Consider the following 17096-nt stretch of genomic DNA (forward strand, 5'->3'; position numbering starts at 1 on the left):
CGGCCTCCTTTGACGGAGGCCGGCCACTCAGGATGCTATTCCCACTCGATGGTTCCCGGCGGCTTGCTGGTGACATCCAGCACCACGCGGTTGACGCCTTCCACCTCGTTGGTGATCCGGTTCGAGATCCGGGCCAGGAGCTCGTATGGGAGGCGTGACCAGTCAGCCGTCATGGCATCCTCGGAGGAGACCGGACGCAGGACGATGGGGTGGCCGTAGGTGCGGCCGTCGCCCATCACACCGACGCTGCGGACGTCAGCCAGCAGGACTACGGGCATCTGCCACACCTCGTTGTCCAGCCCGGCGGCAGTGAGCTCGGCGCGCGCGATGGCGTCTGCCTTGCGCAGCAGGTCCAGGCGCTCCTTAGTGACTTCGCCGACGATCCGGATGCCGAGGCCGGGGCCGGGGAACGGCTGGCGCCCCACGATTTCCTGAGGCAGTCCAAGCTGGGCCCCGACGGCGCGGACCTCGTCCTTGAACAGGGCACGCAACGGTTCCACGAGTTCAAACTGGAGGTCCTCGGGAAGTCCGCCCACGTTGTGGTGGCTCTTGATGTTCGCCGCACCTTCGCCGCCGCCGGATTCGACAACGTCCGGGTACAGCGTTCCCTGGACCAGGAACTTGATCTTCTCGCCGTGGGCGGCGGCCTCGGCGATGATGGCCAGTTCCGCTTCCTCGAAGGCGCGGATGAATTCACGGCCGATGATTTTGCGTTTGGTTTCCGGATCGCTGACGCCGGCAAGGGCGGACAGGAAGCGATCCTGCTCGTTCGCGACGTAGAGCTTCACGCCGGTAGCAGCGACAAAGTCGCGCTCCACCTGCTCCGCTTCACCTTCGCGCAGCAGGCCGTGGTCAACGAACACGCATGTGAGCTGCTCGCCCACGGCGCGCTGGACAAGGGCGGCAGCGACGGCGGAATCCACGCCGCCGGAGAGGCCGCAGATCACCCGGGCATCGCCGATCTGCTTGCGGATGCGCTCCACCTGCTCTTCGAGGATGTTGCCGGTGGTCCAGTTGGGTTCGATCCTGGCGCCCTTGAAGAGGAAGTTCTCCAGGACCTGCTGGCCGTAGGCGGAGTGCTTGACCTCGGGGTGCCACTGCACGCCGAACAGGCCTTTTTCCTCATTGGCGAAGGCAGCCACTTCGGCGCCGGCCGTCGTCGCAAGAACCTCAAAGCCGTCCGGCGCCTCGTGGACGGAGTCACCGTGGCTCATCCAGGTCTTCTGGTGCTGGGGCATGCCCTCGAGGACGGAACGGCCCTCGCCGAGGATGGTGGTTTCGGTGGAGCCGTACTCCCGCAGCCCGGTCTTGTCCACCTTGCCGCCGAGGGCATTGGCCATCGCCTGGAAGCCGTAGCAGATCCCAAAGACGGGAACACCGGCTTCGAAGAGGTCGGCACCGACGCTCGGGGCGCCGTCCGCGTAAACACTGGACGGGCCGCCGGAAAGGATGATGGCGGCGGGGTTCCTGGCCAGGAGCTGCTCGGTGGAGTAGGTATGCGGAACCACTTCCGAATACACATTCGCTTCCCGGACGCGGCGGGCAATCAGCTGCGCGTACTGGGCACCGTAGTCAACAACCAGCACCGGCTTCTGGGAAGTCTGGGATGCAGTGGGAGTAGTCACCGTAATAGCCTACTTTGCGCCGTTGCACCGGCGCACCTTGAGAAGCCTCGCTGTGACGGAGCGAACTCAGGACGGGGTCAGTACCGCTGCGGCGCCTGCGGGTTGGCTGCGAGCTCGGCCTCCACCTCGGCGTGGAACTTCTTCTCCACGATGAAGGAAAGGAACGGGACGACCCCGCCCAGCGCCAGCAGGATCAGCTTGAGGAACGGCCAGCGCATGAGCGCCCACAACCGGAAGTTGGAGATCAGGTACACCACGTACATCCAGCCGTGCACGATGAGGACCGTCACGGACAGGTTGACTCCGCCGAGGACGCCCCGCGGTTCAGCGTCGGCAAAACCGAAGCCGAAGGGCTGGCCGGTGACCGCGTTGGTGCCGCCCGCGAACAGGTACTGACCGAAGCCGTACCGGGCAATCAGTTCAGCGCACAGCAGCAGCAACATGGCGCCAGTGAGGTAGGCCAGTACCTTGTAGAACTTCAGTGCTGAGCGGATCTGGGCCTCGGTGCCGCCGAAGCGGCGCTTCTTGCCGGCCGTCTTGCCGGTGGCCTGCGCGGGAGTGGCCGGTTTCGGATCAATCATGGCTGTACCTTTTGCTGGTTCTGTTCAGGAGTAGTGGCATCGTCATCTTCGTCGAGGCTGTCCTCGAGGTCCCGGTGGTAGTCGTCCTTGACCAGCCGCCACCAGATGAAGAGGGCAAAGCCGGCGAAAACCACCCATTCAAGGGAGTAGAAGAGGTTGAGCCAGTTGATCTGCTGTGCGGGGGGCTGCGGGCCGATGCCCAGCGGAAGCAACCCGCCCGGCACCGCGGCGGCGCTGACGTCCACTCCCCCAGCCATCTCGGCGGTGGCCGCCACGAAACCCGGGTAACTGCTGACCTCCCAGTAGTTGATCAGCTCCGCCACGGAGACGGCGGTGGCCTCCCCCGGCGCGGGCGCCCTGCCTGGGAGCGGGGCCTCTGACGGCAGGAGCCGCCCGGTCAGTTCGATAAGGCCCGACGGCGGTGCTGCCGCGTCACCGGGCTCGGCCACCCAGCCGCGGGCCACGGGGATCCAGGTCTGGGGCGAGGAGGCGACCCCACTCAGTGCCGGAGCCCCGTTGACGGCGAAGGCGGAGACAACCCAGTAGCCGGTCTTTCCGTCGTGCAGCCGCCCGGGGACCAGGACCTGCTTGGCCGGGTCATAGGTCCCTTGGGCACTGACCATCTGGTCGGCGTCGGTACCGTGGAAGAATTCGCCCGGCTGAAGGGTTTCCGTCAGCGGCTGGACCTGCTCGGTGGTGGGGTTGACCGGTACCTCGGGAGAGGTGGAACGCCCGAACTGCCACTGGCTGAGCAGCACAAAGACCCCGGAAATGGCAATCGCGAAGACGAAGCCTGCGATCCATCGGGGTTTAAGGGCTGTTTTCCACACGTCTTAACCGTACTTCGTACTTCTGTAGAACAACTAAACGCCGGCCCTGCACCTTGCCTTGGGCTCGACGGGGCACCGGCTTAGTGATCGAAGAACACCAGGCTGGAATTGATGAGTTCGGAGATGACCTCGGCGTCGTAGGCACGCCGCAGCGATTCGCGGAAGGACTCCTTGGACAGTGACCGGGCGAGGGTTGCCAGGACTTCAAGGTGGTCGGAAAAGGAGCTGGCCGGGGTGGCAATCAACAGGATGACGGTGGCCGGTCCGTCCGCCGCACCGAAGTCCAGCGCGTGGCCGTACTTGGCGATGCCCACCGCGATGGACGTCCGGGTCACGAACTCGCTGCGGGCGTGCGGCAGGCCGATCCCGCCCGGCAAACCCGTCGCCAGCTGGTGCTCCCTCGCATTGACGTGCTTGAGGAACCCTTCAAGGTCCGAGACACGCCCGGCGGCGAACAGCCGTTCTGCCAGTTGGGTGGCGGCATCGGTCTTGTCCGATGCCTCCAGTTCCAGGATCACCATCCCGGGGGTGGTGAGTTCAGCATCATACGGGTCGAGCGGTTCCGCCAAGGCGTATCCCTTCAGTCAGCAGCGCTGGCCATCCGCCCCTCAGCGCAAGGGCACGATGTCTTCCACGCCCAGGCGGGCGGCGTCTGCGGATTCGTCGTCCGGCTGTTGCTGGCTAAGGCGTTCCGCTTCCACGCGTGCAATGTAATGCCGGACCTCATTTTCACGCTGCGCGTCGCTCCAGCCAAGGACGTCACCCATCAGTTTAGCGACAACGGGAACCGCGGATACACCGCGGTCCCAGGCCTCAATGGAAATCCGGGTCCTCCTGGTCAGGACGTCATGGACGTGCCGGGCGCCCTCATGGGAAGCGGCATAGACGGCTTCGGCCTGGAGATAGTCGTCCGCGCCCGGAATCGGCTCTGCCAGGGTCGGATCCTGTTCGATGATGGCCAGCAGCTCGGGGGTCATTGCCCCATACCGGTTGAGCAGGTGTTCGATCCGGGCCACATGCACACCGGATTCCTCGGCGGTGCGGTTCCGCCGGTTCCAGGCGGCCTTGAACCCGCTGGCCCCGAGCAGCGGGATGGTTTCGGTGCAGCTGGGCGGCACCCGCTCGTCCATGGACCGGGTTGCTTCATCCACGGCGTCCTTGGCCATCACCCGGTAAGTGGTCCATTTTCCACCTGCCACCACCACGAGGCCGGGGACGGGGTGTGCCACCACATGCTCGCGGGACAACTTGGCGGTGGAGTCGTTTTCGCCGGCGAGCAGGGGCCGGAGTCCGGCGTATACGCCCTCCACGTCTTCCCTGGTCAGGGGGCGTTTGAGTACCTGGTTGACGTGCTCAAGGATGTAGTCGATGTCCTTGCTGGAGGCAGCGGGGTGGGCTTTGTCCAGGCTCCAGTCGGTGTCAGTGGTTCCAATGATCCAGTGCCGGCCCCACGGGATAACGAACAGCACCGACTTTTCGGTGCGCAGTATCAGCCCAACAGTTGACTGGAACCGGTCCCGCGGCACCACCAGGTGGATGCCCTTGGAAGCACGGACCTTCAGCTGGCCGCGTTCTGTGACCATTGCCTGGGTTTCATCGGTCCAGACCCCGGTGGCGTTGATAACCTGCTTGGCGCGGATTTTGAACTGGGTCCCGTCCTCATGGTTAGCCACCCTGGCCCCCACCACCCGTTCACCCTCGCGCAGGAAGTCCACCACTGCCATCTGGTTCACAGCATGGGCACCGTAGTAGGCGGCCGTCCTGACGAGGTTGGCAACGTACTTCGCGTCGTCCACCTGGCCGTCGTAGTACCGGATGGATCCCACGAAGGCATCGTTCTTCAGGCTTGGGGCGGCCCGCAGGGTGCCCCGCTTGGTCAGATGCTTATGGAAGGGCACGCCCCGGCTATGGCCGCTGGAGACGGACAGGATGTCGTACAGCGCAATGCCTGCGCCTACGTACGGCCGCTCGATGAAGGGCTTGGTGAGCGGATAGAGGAACGGCACCGGACGGGCCAGGTGGGGCGCCAGCTCGGAGAGCAGCAGTCCCCGTTCCTGCAGGGCTTCCTTGACCAGCCCGAAATCGAGCATTTCAAGGTAGCGCAGGCCGCCGTGGATGAGCTTGGAGGACCGGGAGGAGGTGCCGGCTGCCCAGTCGTTCGCTTCAACAATCCCCACGTTCAGCCCGCGGGTGACCGCGTCCAGGGCTGCTCCGGTACCCACGATTCCGCCACCGACGATCAGGATGTCCAGTTCCTGGCCGGGTTCCGATGTGGCCCGCAGCCGCTGGATGGATGCTTCCCTGGCTGCCGGGCCAAGGGCCCCGTTTGCAGGAACAGTCTTCATTGAACCCTCCAGTGCCTCTAGTGCCGGTAGTAAAACCACACTACTTGCTTGGAGCATGCTTGGGCAGGCTGGCCAGGGGAGGATGCTGCCCCTGACCAGCCGAGGGGCATCACTTCCCTGAGTAAGGGGATACGACGACGTCGACCCGCTGGAATTCCTTCAGGTCCGAATAGCCGGTGGTCGCCATCGAGCGGCGCAGGGCCCCGATGAGGTTGGACGTCCCGTTGGTGTGGTGGCCGGGGCCGAAGAGAACTTCCTCCAGCGGGCCGACGGTGCCGACGTTGGCCCGGTCGCCGCGCGGGAGTTCCAGGTGGTGGGCTTCCTGGCCCCAGTGCCAGCCCTTGCCGGGCGCCTCCTCGGCGCGCGCCAGCGCGCTGCCCAGCATGACGGCGTCGGCGCCCATCGCGATCGCCTTCACCATGTCGCCTGAGCTGCCCATGCCGCCGTCGGCGATCACGTGCACGTACCGGCCGCCGGACTCGTCCATGTAGTCGCGACGGGCGGCTGCGACATCGGAAATCGCGGACGCCATGGGCGAGTGGATGCCCAGGGCGCGTCGGGTGGTGGTGGTGGCGCCGCCGCCGAAGCCGACCAGCACGCCGGCGGCGCCGGTGCGCATGAGGTGCAGCGCCGGCGTGTATCCCGCTGCGCCGCCAACAATCACCGGAACATCCAGCTCATAGATGAACTGTTTGAGGTTCAGCGGCGCGTGGTCCTTGGACACGTGCTCGGCTGACACTGTGGTGCCGCGGATGACAAAGATGTCGACGCCGGCGGCGAGGACCGTCTTGTAGTGCTCCTGGGTGCGCTGCGGGGTGAGGGAACCGGCAACGGTGACGCCCGCTTGGCGCATCTCGGCGAGCCGGGACGTGATCAGGTCGGGCTGGATGGGGGCCTTGTACAGTTCCTGCATGCGGCCGGTGACGGAGGGGCTGTTGGTCTCATCCTCCAGCGCACCGATTTCATCGAGGATGGGCTGAGGGTCCTCGTACCGGGTCCAGAGCCCTTCGAGGTCCAGCACACCCAGGCCGCCGAGCTTGCCCAAGGCGATGGCTGTTGCCGGCGACATGGCGGAGTCCATGGGGGCGGCGATGACCGGCATGCTGAACTGGTAGGCATCGATCTGCCAGGAGACGGAGACGTCCTTGGGGTCGCGGGTACGACGGTTAGGGACGATTGCAATGTCATCCAGGGAGTAGGCACGACGCCCACGCTTGCCACGGCCGATCTCGATCTCGTAAGTCACTGCTCTAGGTTATCCCAGCCGCTGCGGTGTCCTTCGCTTACAGTGGCCGGATGGGCAGTCGGTGGATCTTTGACGGGCACATCGCCGGAATCGGAACGTCCTCGGGGCTCCGCACCGTGGTGGGAGTCTGGCAGGACTCCCCCTTCGGATCCTTCGCGGACGTTATGCTCCAACAGCCTTCCGGACACCGGCTGCTGCTGGCGCCCACCCAGGAAGCTGCCGACTTTATCGCCTCGACCTACAGGTTCGATGAGGTCCAGGTCTTGCACGTGTCAGCGGCGCTGGATGCCCAACAGCTCACCGTGGATGCCGGTCCCCTGGCGATCCGGGCCGGAGTGGGCGCCAGGACTCTCCTGGGCAGTGCACTGCGGGCAGTGCCGCGGCGTTTGGCCGTCCATCCGCGCTGGCTTGGCGCCGTCAGCCCGTTGGCGGCACTGACCGCCCCGGGCGCCCGCACGTTCGGCACTGCCGGCAATGGAAGGCTGGAGTACTACGGGTTGAGCGACCTGCACCACGTCACCTCCGCCGTCGTAACCTGGCAAGGGGCCGACGCCGGGACCCTGTCCCCCATCCTGCCCCCAGTGACGTTTGGGTTCAGCAGCGTCCCTCCGCGTCCCAGCCTCGCCCGCGTCCGCACTATGGTTCTTGAGGGGCGGCCCTGACAGGGACAAGTCCCCATCGCGACGAACGGCACCATGGCATACGTTTTTCCACTGGCCGGGACGGAAAAACCAGGGCTGAGCTCAGAGCCCCTCGGCTTCCTCCACGGTGAGCTGGGACTCGAACATCCGGAAGTAGCGGCCGCGGAGTGCCACAAGCTCACGGTGCGTGCCCTGCTCCACGATCCGGCCCTCCTCCAGCATGTACACGACGTCGGCCTTCTCAATGGTTGCGAGCCGGTGGCTGATGGCGATGATGGTGCTGCTGCGGTCGGCGAAGAGGCGGGTGAAAATGCGGTGCTCAGCCAGGGCGTCAATGGCTGAGGTTGGTTCGTCCATCACCATGAACGAGGCGTCGCGGTAGAAGTTCCGGGCCATGGCAAGCCGCTGCCACTGGCCGCCGGAGAGCCCGCTGCCCTTGCGGCCGCGGGGATCCTCCATCCAGTTGCTGACGTGATTGTCCAACCCATTCGGCAGTTTGTTGATGAAGTCCAGGGCCTCGGCATCTGCGGCGGCCCTTCGGATGCGTGCGTCGTCCCTCGGTGAATCGACGTCGCCGAAGTAGATGTTCTCGGCAGCTGTGGCGAATTCGTACTTGAGGAACTCCTGGCTCAGGACCGCGAGGTGCTTGTGCCAGGAGGTCACGTCGACGGCGGCAAGATCCACGCCGTCGAGCATTACCTGCCCTGAGTCCGGGCGGTAAAGGCCTGCCATGATCCTGATCAGCGTGGATTTGCCGGCACCGTTCTCCCCCACGATGGCGATGTGCTGGCCTTCGCGGATTGTCATGCTGATCCCACGGATCACCTCGATGTCACTGCCCGTGTAGGTAAAACGGACGTCCTTCACCTCCACCACCTTTGGCGCGCCCAGCAGCGGAGGTGCGTGCCCGGCATGCACCGGCAGGGCCATAAACAGCTCGTAGTCCTTGAGGTTCGCCAGGTCCTCGTCGATGGAACTCAGCGATGACACCAGGTTGTTCGCGGTGGACAAGGCGCGGCTGACTATCTGCTGGACATAGAGGAACTGTCCCACCGGCTGCGCCCGGGCAATGATCTGCCCCACCACCCAGATCAGCGAAACCACCTCTGCACCGTACTGAAGGGCGTCCGCCGCCAGCTGTTTGGGAATGTACCGCCGCTGGTAATCAAGACGGCGGCGCTCGTCAGTGTCGCGCAGCCGGGACCGGAGATCCATCAGGAAGCCCACGATTCCGTAGAGCCGCATCTCGGCGATGTGCTGCGGCCTGAGCAGGTTGGTTTCGATCATCCTCCTTTGGCGCCGGGAGTCCACCTGGGTGTTCCAGTGCGCAATCTGCTCACGGGACAGCCTGAACTGCAGGTAGACGCTGGGCACGATGGCCACCAGGACGATCACCGCGATCCACCAGCTGACCAGCAGCAGAGCGCCCACGGCCAGGATCACCGAAACGAGCTGGGTGAAGATCGCCGCGATGCGGTCCAGCACACGGGCATAGGAATCGGAGAACCGTTTGGCGCGGTCATAGAGGTCCACGGTCTCCTTGTCGTCATAACGCCAGAACTCCAGGGCGAGGAACCGTTCATACATCTGGTCCCCCACTATGGCGCCCACCTTGAAGCTCATCAGCTGCTGGATGTACCGGTCCAGGCTGTTGAATGCGCCCCAGAAAAGGCCGAGGGCGGCGGTGATGATGACGTAGACGATGGCCTGCTGCCCGGCTCCGGCGTCCCCTGAGTAGGCAGCAGCCAGCGCGGTGGTGGTGAGGGCCGCGAAGTAAGTGGTGACCAGAGGAAGCACGGCCGAGATCAGCGAGCCGAGCACCTTCATGACCACCGCGCCCGGGGACGCACGGAAGCTGACCCGCAGGACCTGGGCCACAGCGCGGGCGTAGGGCCGGAGGGCCAGGCGGCGCTGAGGTTCCCTTTTAGGGCTTAGCTCAGCCGGATGGCGTGGTGCGGGCATGCTTCAGCCTAATACCCGCAGCCCAGAGGGCAGCGGGGTCAGTATTCCTCACCGTACTCATACTCGGGGAAATCAAAACAGCCACTGTAGCCGGCGATCCTGAGCGATTCCGGGGCTTCCTGGAAAGCAACCATGAGATGGGTGCCATCCTCATGCAGAAGTCCGAGCGACCGGTCCCCGTCCAGGGTTTTGTCCTCTGATACTTTCCACCCTGCCCGGCTGTCCATTGCAGCAGCCACTTCATCGAGGAAGGCATCGCGGTCCACTCCGGGCATCAGGTCTGCCACGGCGTCGCCCACCCATTTTTTCCGGTCTCCGTCGCAACTCATGAGGCTTGAAGTGTCGTGCGCGAACGTCGACAGGATTGCGTCGGCCGGCAGCAGTGCCAAGATTTCCTGCTCTGCCGACATAACGCTGGATTTGGCTGATTCGAGCCTGAGGTCCATGTCTTTTCCGTTTCCCGTCTGCCCGCATGAGGCCGCCATCGCAGTAAATGCTATTGCCCCGGCTATCCGCCAGGTTGTTGTCCATCGCCGGCCGCCAGCCTTACCTGCCAAGGATTTCCCCGCGGATGTCTTCGAGGGGCTTTTCGTTTCTGGGGTCCGTGGTTGCGATGAGGGTGTGGTTGTCGATGCTGTAGAACTGTCTCCATCGGTAGCCCCCTGGCGGCTCGTATACGTGCTTTTCAAAGGCCGGCTCCTTCATTGGGTAGTTCTCCCCAACAACCCCGTTCGCTTCGGCGGTCAGCAGGATATCTGGGTAGGTGTAGCTGGAATAGGCGGTGTGGGGATCGGGCACCCAGCCGGGAGGCATTGCAGCGCCCGACAGAGCGATGAGTTTGTCAAAGTGGGCTCCCTCAAGCTCCGCCCCTGTGAGGTTCCGCGCCCCCCAGCTGTGGCCCACACCGACTGATTGGGCACCCGCCGGCCGCTCAAGGTCCACGGCGTCCTGGAAGGCCTGAAGGACGGGGGCTGAGCCGGCTACAAACTAATCGCTCTTGGCCTCCACCAGGAATGCCTCATAAGGGTCACCATCCGGAAACTCCGAACCCTTGAACACGAACGCCGCAGTTCCGCCCGATTCGTCCGAGGTTACCAAGCGCCTGGCCAACTCCTGAAGGCCGCAGCCATAAAACGACGCCTCGTTGGTGGTAGTACCGGGAACATAGGTGATCACGGAAGTCGTGTTCCTGTCATAGGTGCCGATTAGCTCCACGATGGACTGCGATATCATTCTCGTTCAGCCATTCGATCCGGTACTGGGCGTTGGTCCGGTTCGCTTCAGTCCGGACATCGAACGGTATGCCGTTGGCGTTTCCCGCCACGCCGGGGTGGTCTTCGAGGAAGTGCTGCTGGGATCCCGCCAGGCCCAGCCACCAGGTTCGGACTTCGGCTGCGGACTTGCCCTGGATGTCCTCCGGTCTGGGCACCTGCGTTCGAACCCGCCCGCGCAAGCCGGCCGCAACGGAACCACCGGATCCGGAACTTGCTGTTTCCTGTTCATCTGCCTGCCTCAGCAGTTCGTCGGCAGCCTGCTTCAGGAACAGGCTGCCGCTCCCAGGGACCGGCTGTGATCCGCGCTCCAGTCCTGACGGAACCGCTCGGCGTCCGGGCCGGGCCAGGAAGTGCCAGCTATGCGGACATCGAATGTTTGTCGCTGCCCATCCAGCCTTAGACCTGCAGAACGCAGTGTGGACGCGAGTTGCCTCAGTCCGCCAACATCGGCGCCGGGAAAATTGCCAGCCACGTCGCCCCCAAGCCCGCCAGTTCATTTATCCATCAAATGTACTTTATAGGCGAAAAAGCCGGGATGGGCAGAAGTGCCCATCCCGGCCGACTGCTTGCGTCTTAGCGGGATCCGTAGTTCGGCGCCTCGACTGTCATCTGGATGTCGTGCGGGTGCGATTCCTTGAGCCCGGCCGGGGTGATCCGGACGAACTTGCCACGGGCCTTCAGCTCGGGGATGGTGGGGGCACCTGTGTAGAACATCGTTTGCCTCAGGCCGCCCACCAGCTGGTAAGCCACGGACGCCAGCGGTCCGCGGTACGCCACCCGGCCCTCGATGCCTTCGGGGATCAGCTTGTCATCACCGGAGACGTCGGCCTGGAAGTAACGGTCCTTGGAGTAGGACGTGTTCTTGCCGCGGGACTGCATGGCACCGAGTGACCCCATGCCGCGGTAGGACTTGAACTGCTTGCCGTTGACGAAGATCAGCTCGCCCGGTGACTCATCGCAGCCTGCCAGCAGGGAGCCGAGCATGACCGTGTCGGCGCCGGCAACCAGGGCCTTGCCGATGTCACCCGAGTACTGCAGCCCGCCGTCGGCGATCAGCGGCACGCCGGCCGGGATGGCCGCTTTGGCCGATTCATAGATCGCGGTGATCTGCGGGACGCCCACACCGGCCACCACGCGCGTGGTGCAGATGGAGCCGGGACCGACACCCACCTTGATGCCGTCGGCGCCGGCGTCGATCAGCGCCTGGGCACCTTCCCGTGTGGCTGCCTGGCCGCCGATGATGTCCACGTGCGCGGCCACCGGGTCCGACTTGAGCCGGCGGATCATGTCCAGCACACCCTGGGAGTGGCCGTTGGCGGTGTCCACGAACAGGGCGTCAACGCCGGCGTCCACAAGTGCCATGGCCCGCTCCCAACCATCCCCGAAGAAGCCGATCGCAGCGCCGACACGGAGCCGGCCCTCGTCATCCTTCGTGGCCAGCGGGTACTGCTCGGCCTTGGTGAAGTCCTTGGTGGTGATCAGGCCCTTAAGCCGGCCCTGCTCATCGACGAGGGGAAGCTTTTCGATCTTGTTGGTGGCCAGCTTGTGCGAGGCTTCCTCGCGGCTGATGCCCACGTGACCGGTGACCAGCGGCATCTTGGTCATCACGTCGCTGACCAGCCGCAGCGGGAAGTCGGACTCCGGGACGAAGCGGGTGTCGCGGTTGGTGACGATACCGAGGAGGCGGTTGTCCTCATCCACCACCGGCAGGCCGGAAACCCGGTACTGGGCACACAGGTTGTCCAACTCAAGCAGCGTTGCTTCGGGACGGATGGTCAGCGGGTTGGTGATCATGCCCGATTCGCTGCGCTTGACGCGGTCCACCTGGTCAGCCTGGTCGGCAATGGACAGGTTGCGGTGCACCACGCCCAAGCCGCCCTGGCGGGCCATTGCGATGGCCATCCGGGACTCGGTCACGGTATCCATCGCGGCGGAAAGCAGCGGGGTCTGCACGGTGATCCGCTTGGAAATCCGCGAGGAAGTATCAGCTTCGGACGGGATCACTTCCGTGTGTCCCGGCAGCAGCAGGACGTCGTCGTATGTCAGGCCGATGAAGCCAAAGGGGTTGTGTTCGGGCTCGGTCATGATTGCGCCTCTTACCTTGGTTGCTGGGGCGGGCAGGGGTTGCAGCCGATGACCAGCCCGTCATTACGGAACTGGCCTGTGCAGATGATCGTCAGGGACCGCCAGGTCAGGCGGCGGCTCCGGGTGCAGAAAGTGTTGAGTAAATATTAGAACCTCTGCGCCGATCCCCCTATTCCAAGCCTGCAATGTGAGCAACCGCACGCTCGCTATGCCCGTAAGTTCCGCCGGGGAACCCTGGGGCATGGGCCCACCACCCGCCGGAGGGTCAGCTCCAGCCGGTGGCGGCCAGCAGCCGTTGTTCGAACATGGGGATCATGCTCTCCACATAGGTCCTTGTCAGGTGGTTGTCGTCCTTGTAGACGTAAACGTTTCCCACCACGGCCGGGCAGACTCCGCGGGCACAAATAAAATCGCTCAGGTCCATCAGGTGCAGGCCTTCAAGTTTGCCCCGGTAGCTTTCCAGCGGCGAGGGCTCTACGAGCGACTCGTCCAGGGACGGGTTGCACTCCGGAGCGTGGGCACCGTTCCGCTGGACGCACTCGGGCATGTTGAACGTGAAGCGAGGGTTATCCCGGATGCCCACGATCTCGATTCCCGCCTCGGCGAACGGCCGGACGCCTTCCAGGTAGCCGGGCACCTCAGTTTCGAAGGGGGCATCTTCAAGGGTCAGCGAGGCCACGGTGAAGACGGCATCAGGCCGGTGCTCCAGGACATATGCGGCGCTGGCCCGGTTGTAGGCATTGCATTCGGCGTTCCTTGTCTCCGACTCGGCCCCAAACCGGCATGCCGGCATCAGCAAGGTGACCAGTTCCCATCCCCGGGCCTCCGCGATGGGTGCCAGCGCGCCCAGGTATTGCTGGGAATGGGAATCACCCAGCACCACGATCCGTTTGGTGGCCCCCTCTTCGGGAACTTCCTGCCGGCACCCTTCCAGGATGGGGTCAGCCGTGGCGTTTGCTCCGGTGCAGGGTGCGTGGATGCCGGCCCAGTCGCTGTCCAGCGCTGAGGGTCCTGGAATGAACTTCGCCTGCGGCGCGGGCGCCCCTGCGTTCTCGGGGCTGAGGGCCGCGGCCCCCGGCGTAAGTTCGCGCGGCTGCGCCGCCGTCGCTGCTTCCTCGGCGGTGAGCGTGGTCTGCCAGAGCGCCACGGGCCCGGCCAGGAGGGCGCCACAGGCAACAACGACGACGGCGGTGCGCCAGGCCCGCAACTTGGGCCAGTGCCAGTCGCGCAGCGGCTTTTCGACGAAGCGCGTGGTGAGGACCGCAAGCACGATGGAGGCGCCGACGATTCCCAGGCCCTCGACAAGATTGGGCGCGTCAACACCTGTGGCGGCGAGCGCCAGCACCAGGACGGGCCAGTGCCACAGGTACAGCGCGTATGAGTTGTCCCCGAGGGCCACAGCAGCCTTGCTGCCCAGGAAGCGGTCCACCCCAAACCGGCTGCCGGTTTGTCCCGCCACGATGATTGCCGCCGCTGCCAGGGTTGGCCATAGCGCCACGAAGCCGGGGAATGACCGGTCCACCGTCAGCAGCAGGCCGCAGGAGATCATCGCAGCCAGGCCTGCCCACCCCAGAACCACGCGCAGGGCGCGGGCGGGTTTGAGGTACGGCAGTGCAAGGGCGAGCAGGGATCCGAGGGCGAACTCCCAGAGCCTCGCCCGGGTATCGAAGTAGGCGTACGCCTGGTTTGTGGCGGTCTGCTCCACGGAGTACGCCAGGGAGACGGCGAAGACAGCACCGAAGACCAGGGTCAGCAGCACCCGGTAGGTCAATCCTGTGAAGGCGTGAATACGGTGTAACAGGGCCAGCAGGGCCGCGCAGCCGGCGAAGATCACGGGCCACAGGATGAAAACCTGGCCCTGGATGGAGAGCGACCAGAAATGCTGGAGCGGGCTTGCTCCGGCATGGTCCTGGGCGTAGTAATCCACCGCCGTGTTGGCGAGCAGCCAGTTCTGGCCGTAGAGCAGCGACGCCCAAGCCTGGTCGAGCACCTGCGGCCATCGGCTTTGCGGGAGGATCAGCCAGGTGCCCGCCAGGACGCCAAGGATGACCACGACGGCGGCCGGCAGCAACCGCTTGAACAGGTGCAGCCAATGCCCCAGGAGGCCGAAGGGCCGCCCCGCTTCGACTTTGCGGACAAAGGACAGGGTGAGCAGGAAGGCGGAAATCAACAGGAAGATGTCGACTCCACCCGAAACCCGGCCCAACCAGACGTGGTAGGCGACCACCATCAGCACTGCCAATGCACGGAGCCCCTGGACTTCAGGGCGAAAGGTCGACTTACGGATGTTGGTGCCCACTTCCTTGGCTGTATTGATGGGAGCGTCTGTTGTCATCGGTGCAGGCCTCAGACCTCCCACCCCAATGCCGCAAGAAGCTCCCGCTCGAAGAACGGACTCAGAGTCATGAGGTAAGAGCGGGTGAGATGGTTTTCGTCCTTGTAGGCGATCACGTTACCGATAATGGCGGGGCAGGCGCCATCCACGCAGAAATAAGGAGTGAGGTCAAGGAAGCGTGTATTGGGGATTTGGTCAGCTACCTCATCGGTGGCCGGAACAGGGCTGAAGTTATCCGCCACGCTGGCGCTGCAAACCTCCGGATCCTGCGGATTCTCCTCGAGGCAGACCGGTACGTGTTGGGGCATCCGCGGGGTATCCCGCACTCCCAACACAGCGATGCCGGCATCATTGAGCTTCCGCACCTCCCTGATCCAGGACTGATCGAGCACATCGGGAACGTCGGGATCAGCATCCGTCCTGGTGCTGGTGGTGATAACGAGATCGGGCTTCAGGTCCAGCACTTGTTGCATTGTTTGCCTGTTGAATTCCAGGCACTCCTCGGTGATTCCGGGCCCCAACTCATCCGTCAGTGGGCAAAATCCCTTGGTGATGGATGTGACAAGCCAGCGGTGCTTCTCCGCCATCATCAGGACGGGCGTATTCAGCACATAGGCATGGGAACTCCCCAAAACGACAATATGTTTGTCGCCGTCCTCGACGGAGTTGGTGCAGATGCTCGCGTTTTCGCCCAGTCCGATACATGGCTCCGGGAAAACAGGCCATTCCTCGGCGATGACTTCCAGTTTAGGTACCGGAGGGGCCTTTGGATCGGGGGTGAAAACGTATCCGTCGCTCACAGCGAGCGCACCCGGGTAACGGGGATCGTCCAACCCTATTGTCGCTATCGAATTGGCCTGCAGGATCTGGGTCCGCCACAGAGCCAGGGGCGCCGCACCAACGGCAACGGCCAGGACAACAGCCAGTACTGCACGGCGCCTCCTGGCTTCCGGCCACTTCCATTCGCGCCATGGGCTCTCGATCAGGCGTGTGGTGAGGTACGCGAGAATAAGGGACGCCGCAATGATCACTGTTCCTGAGAGCCAGCCTGCTTGCTCTTTGCCGCTCCAGGCCAAACCGATCACCAGGAGGGGCCAGTGCCACAGGTACAAGGCGTATGAGATCCCGCCCAGCTTCACCATGGGTGTGGAACTGAGAACCCGGTCCACGCCGGCAGCGCTTTGCGTCTGGCCAGCCGCAATGATCAGCGCCGCCGCGAGCGTGGGCCAGAGCGCGGCGAGGCCGGGAAACGCCGCCTGCACATCCAGCAGGATCCCGCACGCGAGCATCGCAACGAGCCCTGCCCAACCCATGAGAACACGGGTCAGGCGGGAAAGCCGGAGGCCGGGAAGGATGAGCGCAACCAGCGTGCCCAGCGCGAACTCCCAAAGCCGGGCGCCGGTGTCGAAATATGCCTGGACCTGGTCGGTTGCCGTGAAATAGATCGAATAGGCAAGCGAGCCAATAAAGATCGTGAAGAAGACGTAGGCGAGCAAGGGCCGGTACGAAAGCCGGAAACGGTGCGCTGTCCATGCTGCCAGCACAAATATGAGCGGCCACAGGATGAACACCTGTCCCTGGATGGATAAGGACCAGAAGTGCTGCAGGGGGCTGGCAAGACTGTGGTCGTTGGCGTAATAGTCCACGGCCTGCTTCTGCAGTAAGCGGTTTTCCGAATAAAACAGGGAAGCCCAGCCGTGCTGGATGATCTCCAACCAACGGGTGCGCGGAAGAAACAGGTACGAGGCGGCCAGGGTTGCCACAATGACCGTCACAGCGGCGGGAAGCAGCCGCCGGAACAGGTGCAGCCAATGCTTCAGCAGGGCCAGGGGCTCCCGCCGCTCGTGGCGTCCGACGAACTGCAGGGTCATCAGGAATGCTGAAATCAGGAGGAATACGTCAACGCCTCCCGAGACGCGGCCGAACCAGACGTGGTAGGTCACCACCATGAGAACGGCGAGGGACCGCAACCCTTCGATTTCGGGGCGGTACGCAGTTTTCCGGGACACATGCTGGCGATGATCGGCACGCCCCTGCACCCCCGCGGTCCATAGTATAGACACAGATAACCCTTCGGATCGCGTAACGAACCATCGAGTTTACCCGATTGCATTGACAATCTTCGGTCATTGAGGTCCCGCTGAGTATCCGCCGCTTGCCAAATGGGGATCT

General features: G+C 64.2%; 15 protein-coding genes. 1 reads left to right on the forward strand and 14 read right to left on the reverse strand.

Annotated elements, in window-relative coordinates:
• Window positions 1-35: 35 nt before the first annotated feature.
• From guaA to NXY83_RS14050, 6 genes are all read right to left on the reverse strand, one after another.
• A complete protein-coding gene (gene guaA / locus NXY83_RS14025; RefSeq protein WP_258802820.1) occupies window positions 36-1625 on the reverse strand; it encodes a glutamine-hydrolyzing GMP synthase in 1590 nt (529 codons plus the stop codon).
• A 77-nt stretch (window positions 1626-1702) separates the two neighbouring features.
• Window positions 1703-2206, reverse strand: a complete 504-nt coding sequence (locus NXY83_RS14030; RefSeq protein WP_258802821.1) for a DUF3817 domain-containing protein — start codon at window positions 2204-2206, stop codon at window positions 1703-1705.
• Window positions 2203-3036, reverse strand: coding sequence for an SURF1 family protein (locus tag NXY83_RS14035; RefSeq protein WP_258802822.1), 834 nt, complete (start codon window positions 3034-3036; stop codon window positions 2203-2205). The genes NXY83_RS14030 and NXY83_RS14035 overlap by 4 nt, the downstream gene beginning before the upstream one ends.
• Before the next feature lie 80 nt (window positions 3037-3116).
• Window positions 3117-3605: a PTS sugar transporter subunit IIA gene (locus NXY83_RS14040; protein ID WP_258802823.1), complete on the reverse strand. Its 489-nt coding sequence runs from the start codon at window positions 3603-3605 to the stop codon at window positions 3117-3119.
• Window positions 3606-3644: 39 nt separating this feature from the next.
• The gene (locus tag NXY83_RS14045; RefSeq protein WP_258802824.1) at window positions 3645-5381 is read right to left on the reverse strand and encodes a glycerol-3-phosphate dehydrogenase/oxidase; all 1737 of its coding nucleotides are present in this window, start codon (window positions 5379-5381) and stop codon (window positions 3645-3647) included.
• Between the two features lie 109 nt (window positions 5382-5490).
• The gene (locus NXY83_RS14050) at window positions 5491-6627 is read right to left on the reverse strand and encodes a GuaB3 family IMP dehydrogenase-related protein (protein WP_258802825.1); all 1137 of its coding nucleotides are present in this window, start codon (window positions 6625-6627) and stop codon (window positions 5491-5493) included.
• 50 nt (window positions 6628-6677) lie between these two features.
• Here NXY83_RS14050 and NXY83_RS14055 point away from each other — a divergent pair, with 50 nt between their 5' ends.
• Entirely contained in the window at window positions 6678-7289 is a 612-nt protein-coding gene (locus tag NXY83_RS14055; RefSeq protein WP_258802826.1) for a hypothetical protein, read from the forward strand.
• Between the two features lie 81 nt (window positions 7290-7370).
• On the opposite strand, the gene NXY83_RS14060 is transcribed toward NXY83_RS14055, so the two are convergent.
• From NXY83_RS14060 to NXY83_RS14095, 8 genes are all read right to left on the reverse strand, one after another.
• The gene (locus tag NXY83_RS14060; protein ID WP_258802827.1) at window positions 7371-9230 is read right to left on the reverse strand and encodes an ABC transporter ATP-binding protein; all 1860 of its coding nucleotides are present in this window, start codon (window positions 9228-9230) and stop codon (window positions 7371-7373) included.
• A gap of 38 nt (window positions 9231-9268) precedes the next feature.
• Window positions 9269-9676 (reverse strand): hypothetical protein, encoded by a 408-nt coding sequence (locus tag NXY83_RS14065; RefSeq protein ID WP_258802829.1) that lies wholly within the window; start codon window positions 9674-9676, stop codon window positions 9269-9271.
• A 100-nt stretch (window positions 9677-9776) separates the two neighbouring features.
• Window positions 9777-10133 (reverse strand): hypothetical protein, encoded by a 357-nt coding sequence (locus NXY83_RS14070; protein ID WP_258802830.1) that lies wholly within the window; start codon window positions 10131-10133, stop codon window positions 9777-9779.
• Between the two features lie 84 nt (window positions 10134-10217).
• Complete coding sequence (locus NXY83_RS14075) at window positions 10218-10463, reverse strand: hypothetical protein (RefSeq protein WP_258802831.1); 246 nt, start codon at window positions 10461-10463, stop codon at window positions 10218-10220.
• On the reverse strand, window positions 10423-10659 hold the full coding sequence (locus NXY83_RS14080; protein WP_258802832.1) for a hypothetical protein: 237 nt from the start codon (window positions 10657-10659) through the stop codon (window positions 10423-10425). Before NXY83_RS14080 ends, NXY83_RS14075 begins: the two co-directional genes overlap by 41 nt.
• 418 nt (window positions 10660-11077) lie before the next feature.
• Window positions 11078-12589 carry an IMP dehydrogenase gene (guaB, locus tag NXY83_RS14085; protein WP_258802833.1) on the reverse strand — a complete coding sequence of 504 codons (1512 nt, stop codon included), beginning with the start codon at window positions 12587-12589 and terminating at the stop codon, window positions 11078-11080.
• 265 nt (window positions 12590-12854) lie between these two features.
• Window positions 12855-14924: an acyltransferase family protein gene (locus NXY83_RS14090; protein WP_258802834.1), complete on the reverse strand. Its 2070-nt coding sequence runs from the start codon at window positions 14922-14924 to the stop codon at window positions 12855-12857.
• An 11-nt stretch (window positions 14925-14935) separates the two neighbouring features.
• A complete protein-coding gene (locus NXY83_RS14095) occupies window positions 14936-16873 on the reverse strand; it encodes an acyltransferase family protein (protein WP_425327185.1) in 1938 nt (645 codons plus the stop codon).
• Window positions 16874-17096: the final 223 nt, after the last annotated feature.

The organism is Pseudarthrobacter sp. NS4 (genome assembly GCF_024758005.1).
Taxonomy (GTDB): Bacteria; Actinomycetota; Actinomycetes; order Actinomycetales; family Micrococcaceae; genus Arthrobacter.

Bases quoted from the DNA above. Each gene is read 5' to 3' on its own strand.
- NXY83_RS14030 (WP_258802821.1), bottom strand. From the start codon at position 2,206: ATGATTGATCCGAAACCGGCCACTCCCGCGCAGGCCACCGGCAAGACG.
- NXY83_RS14045 (WP_258802824.1), bottom strand. From the start codon at position 5,381: ATGAAGACTGTTCCTGCAAACGGGGCCCTTGGCCCGGCAGCCAGGGAA.
- NXY83_RS14055 (WP_258802826.1), top strand. From the start codon at position 6,678: ATGGGCAGTCGGTGGATCTTTGACGGGCACATCGCCGGAATCGGAACG.
- NXY83_RS14060 (WP_258802827.1), bottom strand. From the start codon at position 9,230: ATGCCCGCACCACGCCATCCGGCTGAGCTAAGCCCTAAAAGGGAACCT.
- NXY83_RS14065 (WP_258802829.1), bottom strand. From the start codon at position 9,676: ATGGACCTCAGGCTCGAATCAGCCAAATCCAGCGTTATGTCGGCAGAG.
- NXY83_RS14075 (WP_258802831.1), bottom strand. From the start codon at position 10,463: ATGATATCGCAGTCCATCGTGGAGCTAATCGGCACCTATGACAGGAAC.
- guaB (WP_258802833.1), bottom strand. From the start codon at position 12,589: ATGACCGAGCCCGAACACAACCCCTTTGGCTTCATCGGCCTGACATAC.
- NXY83_RS14090 (WP_258802834.1), bottom strand. From the start codon at position 14,924: ATGACAACAGACGCTCCCATCAATACAGCCAAGGAAGTGGGCACCAAC.
- NXY83_RS14095 (WP_425327185.1), bottom strand. From the start codon at position 16,873: ATGGTGGTGACCTACCACGTCTGGTTCGGCCGCGTCTCGGGAGGCGTT.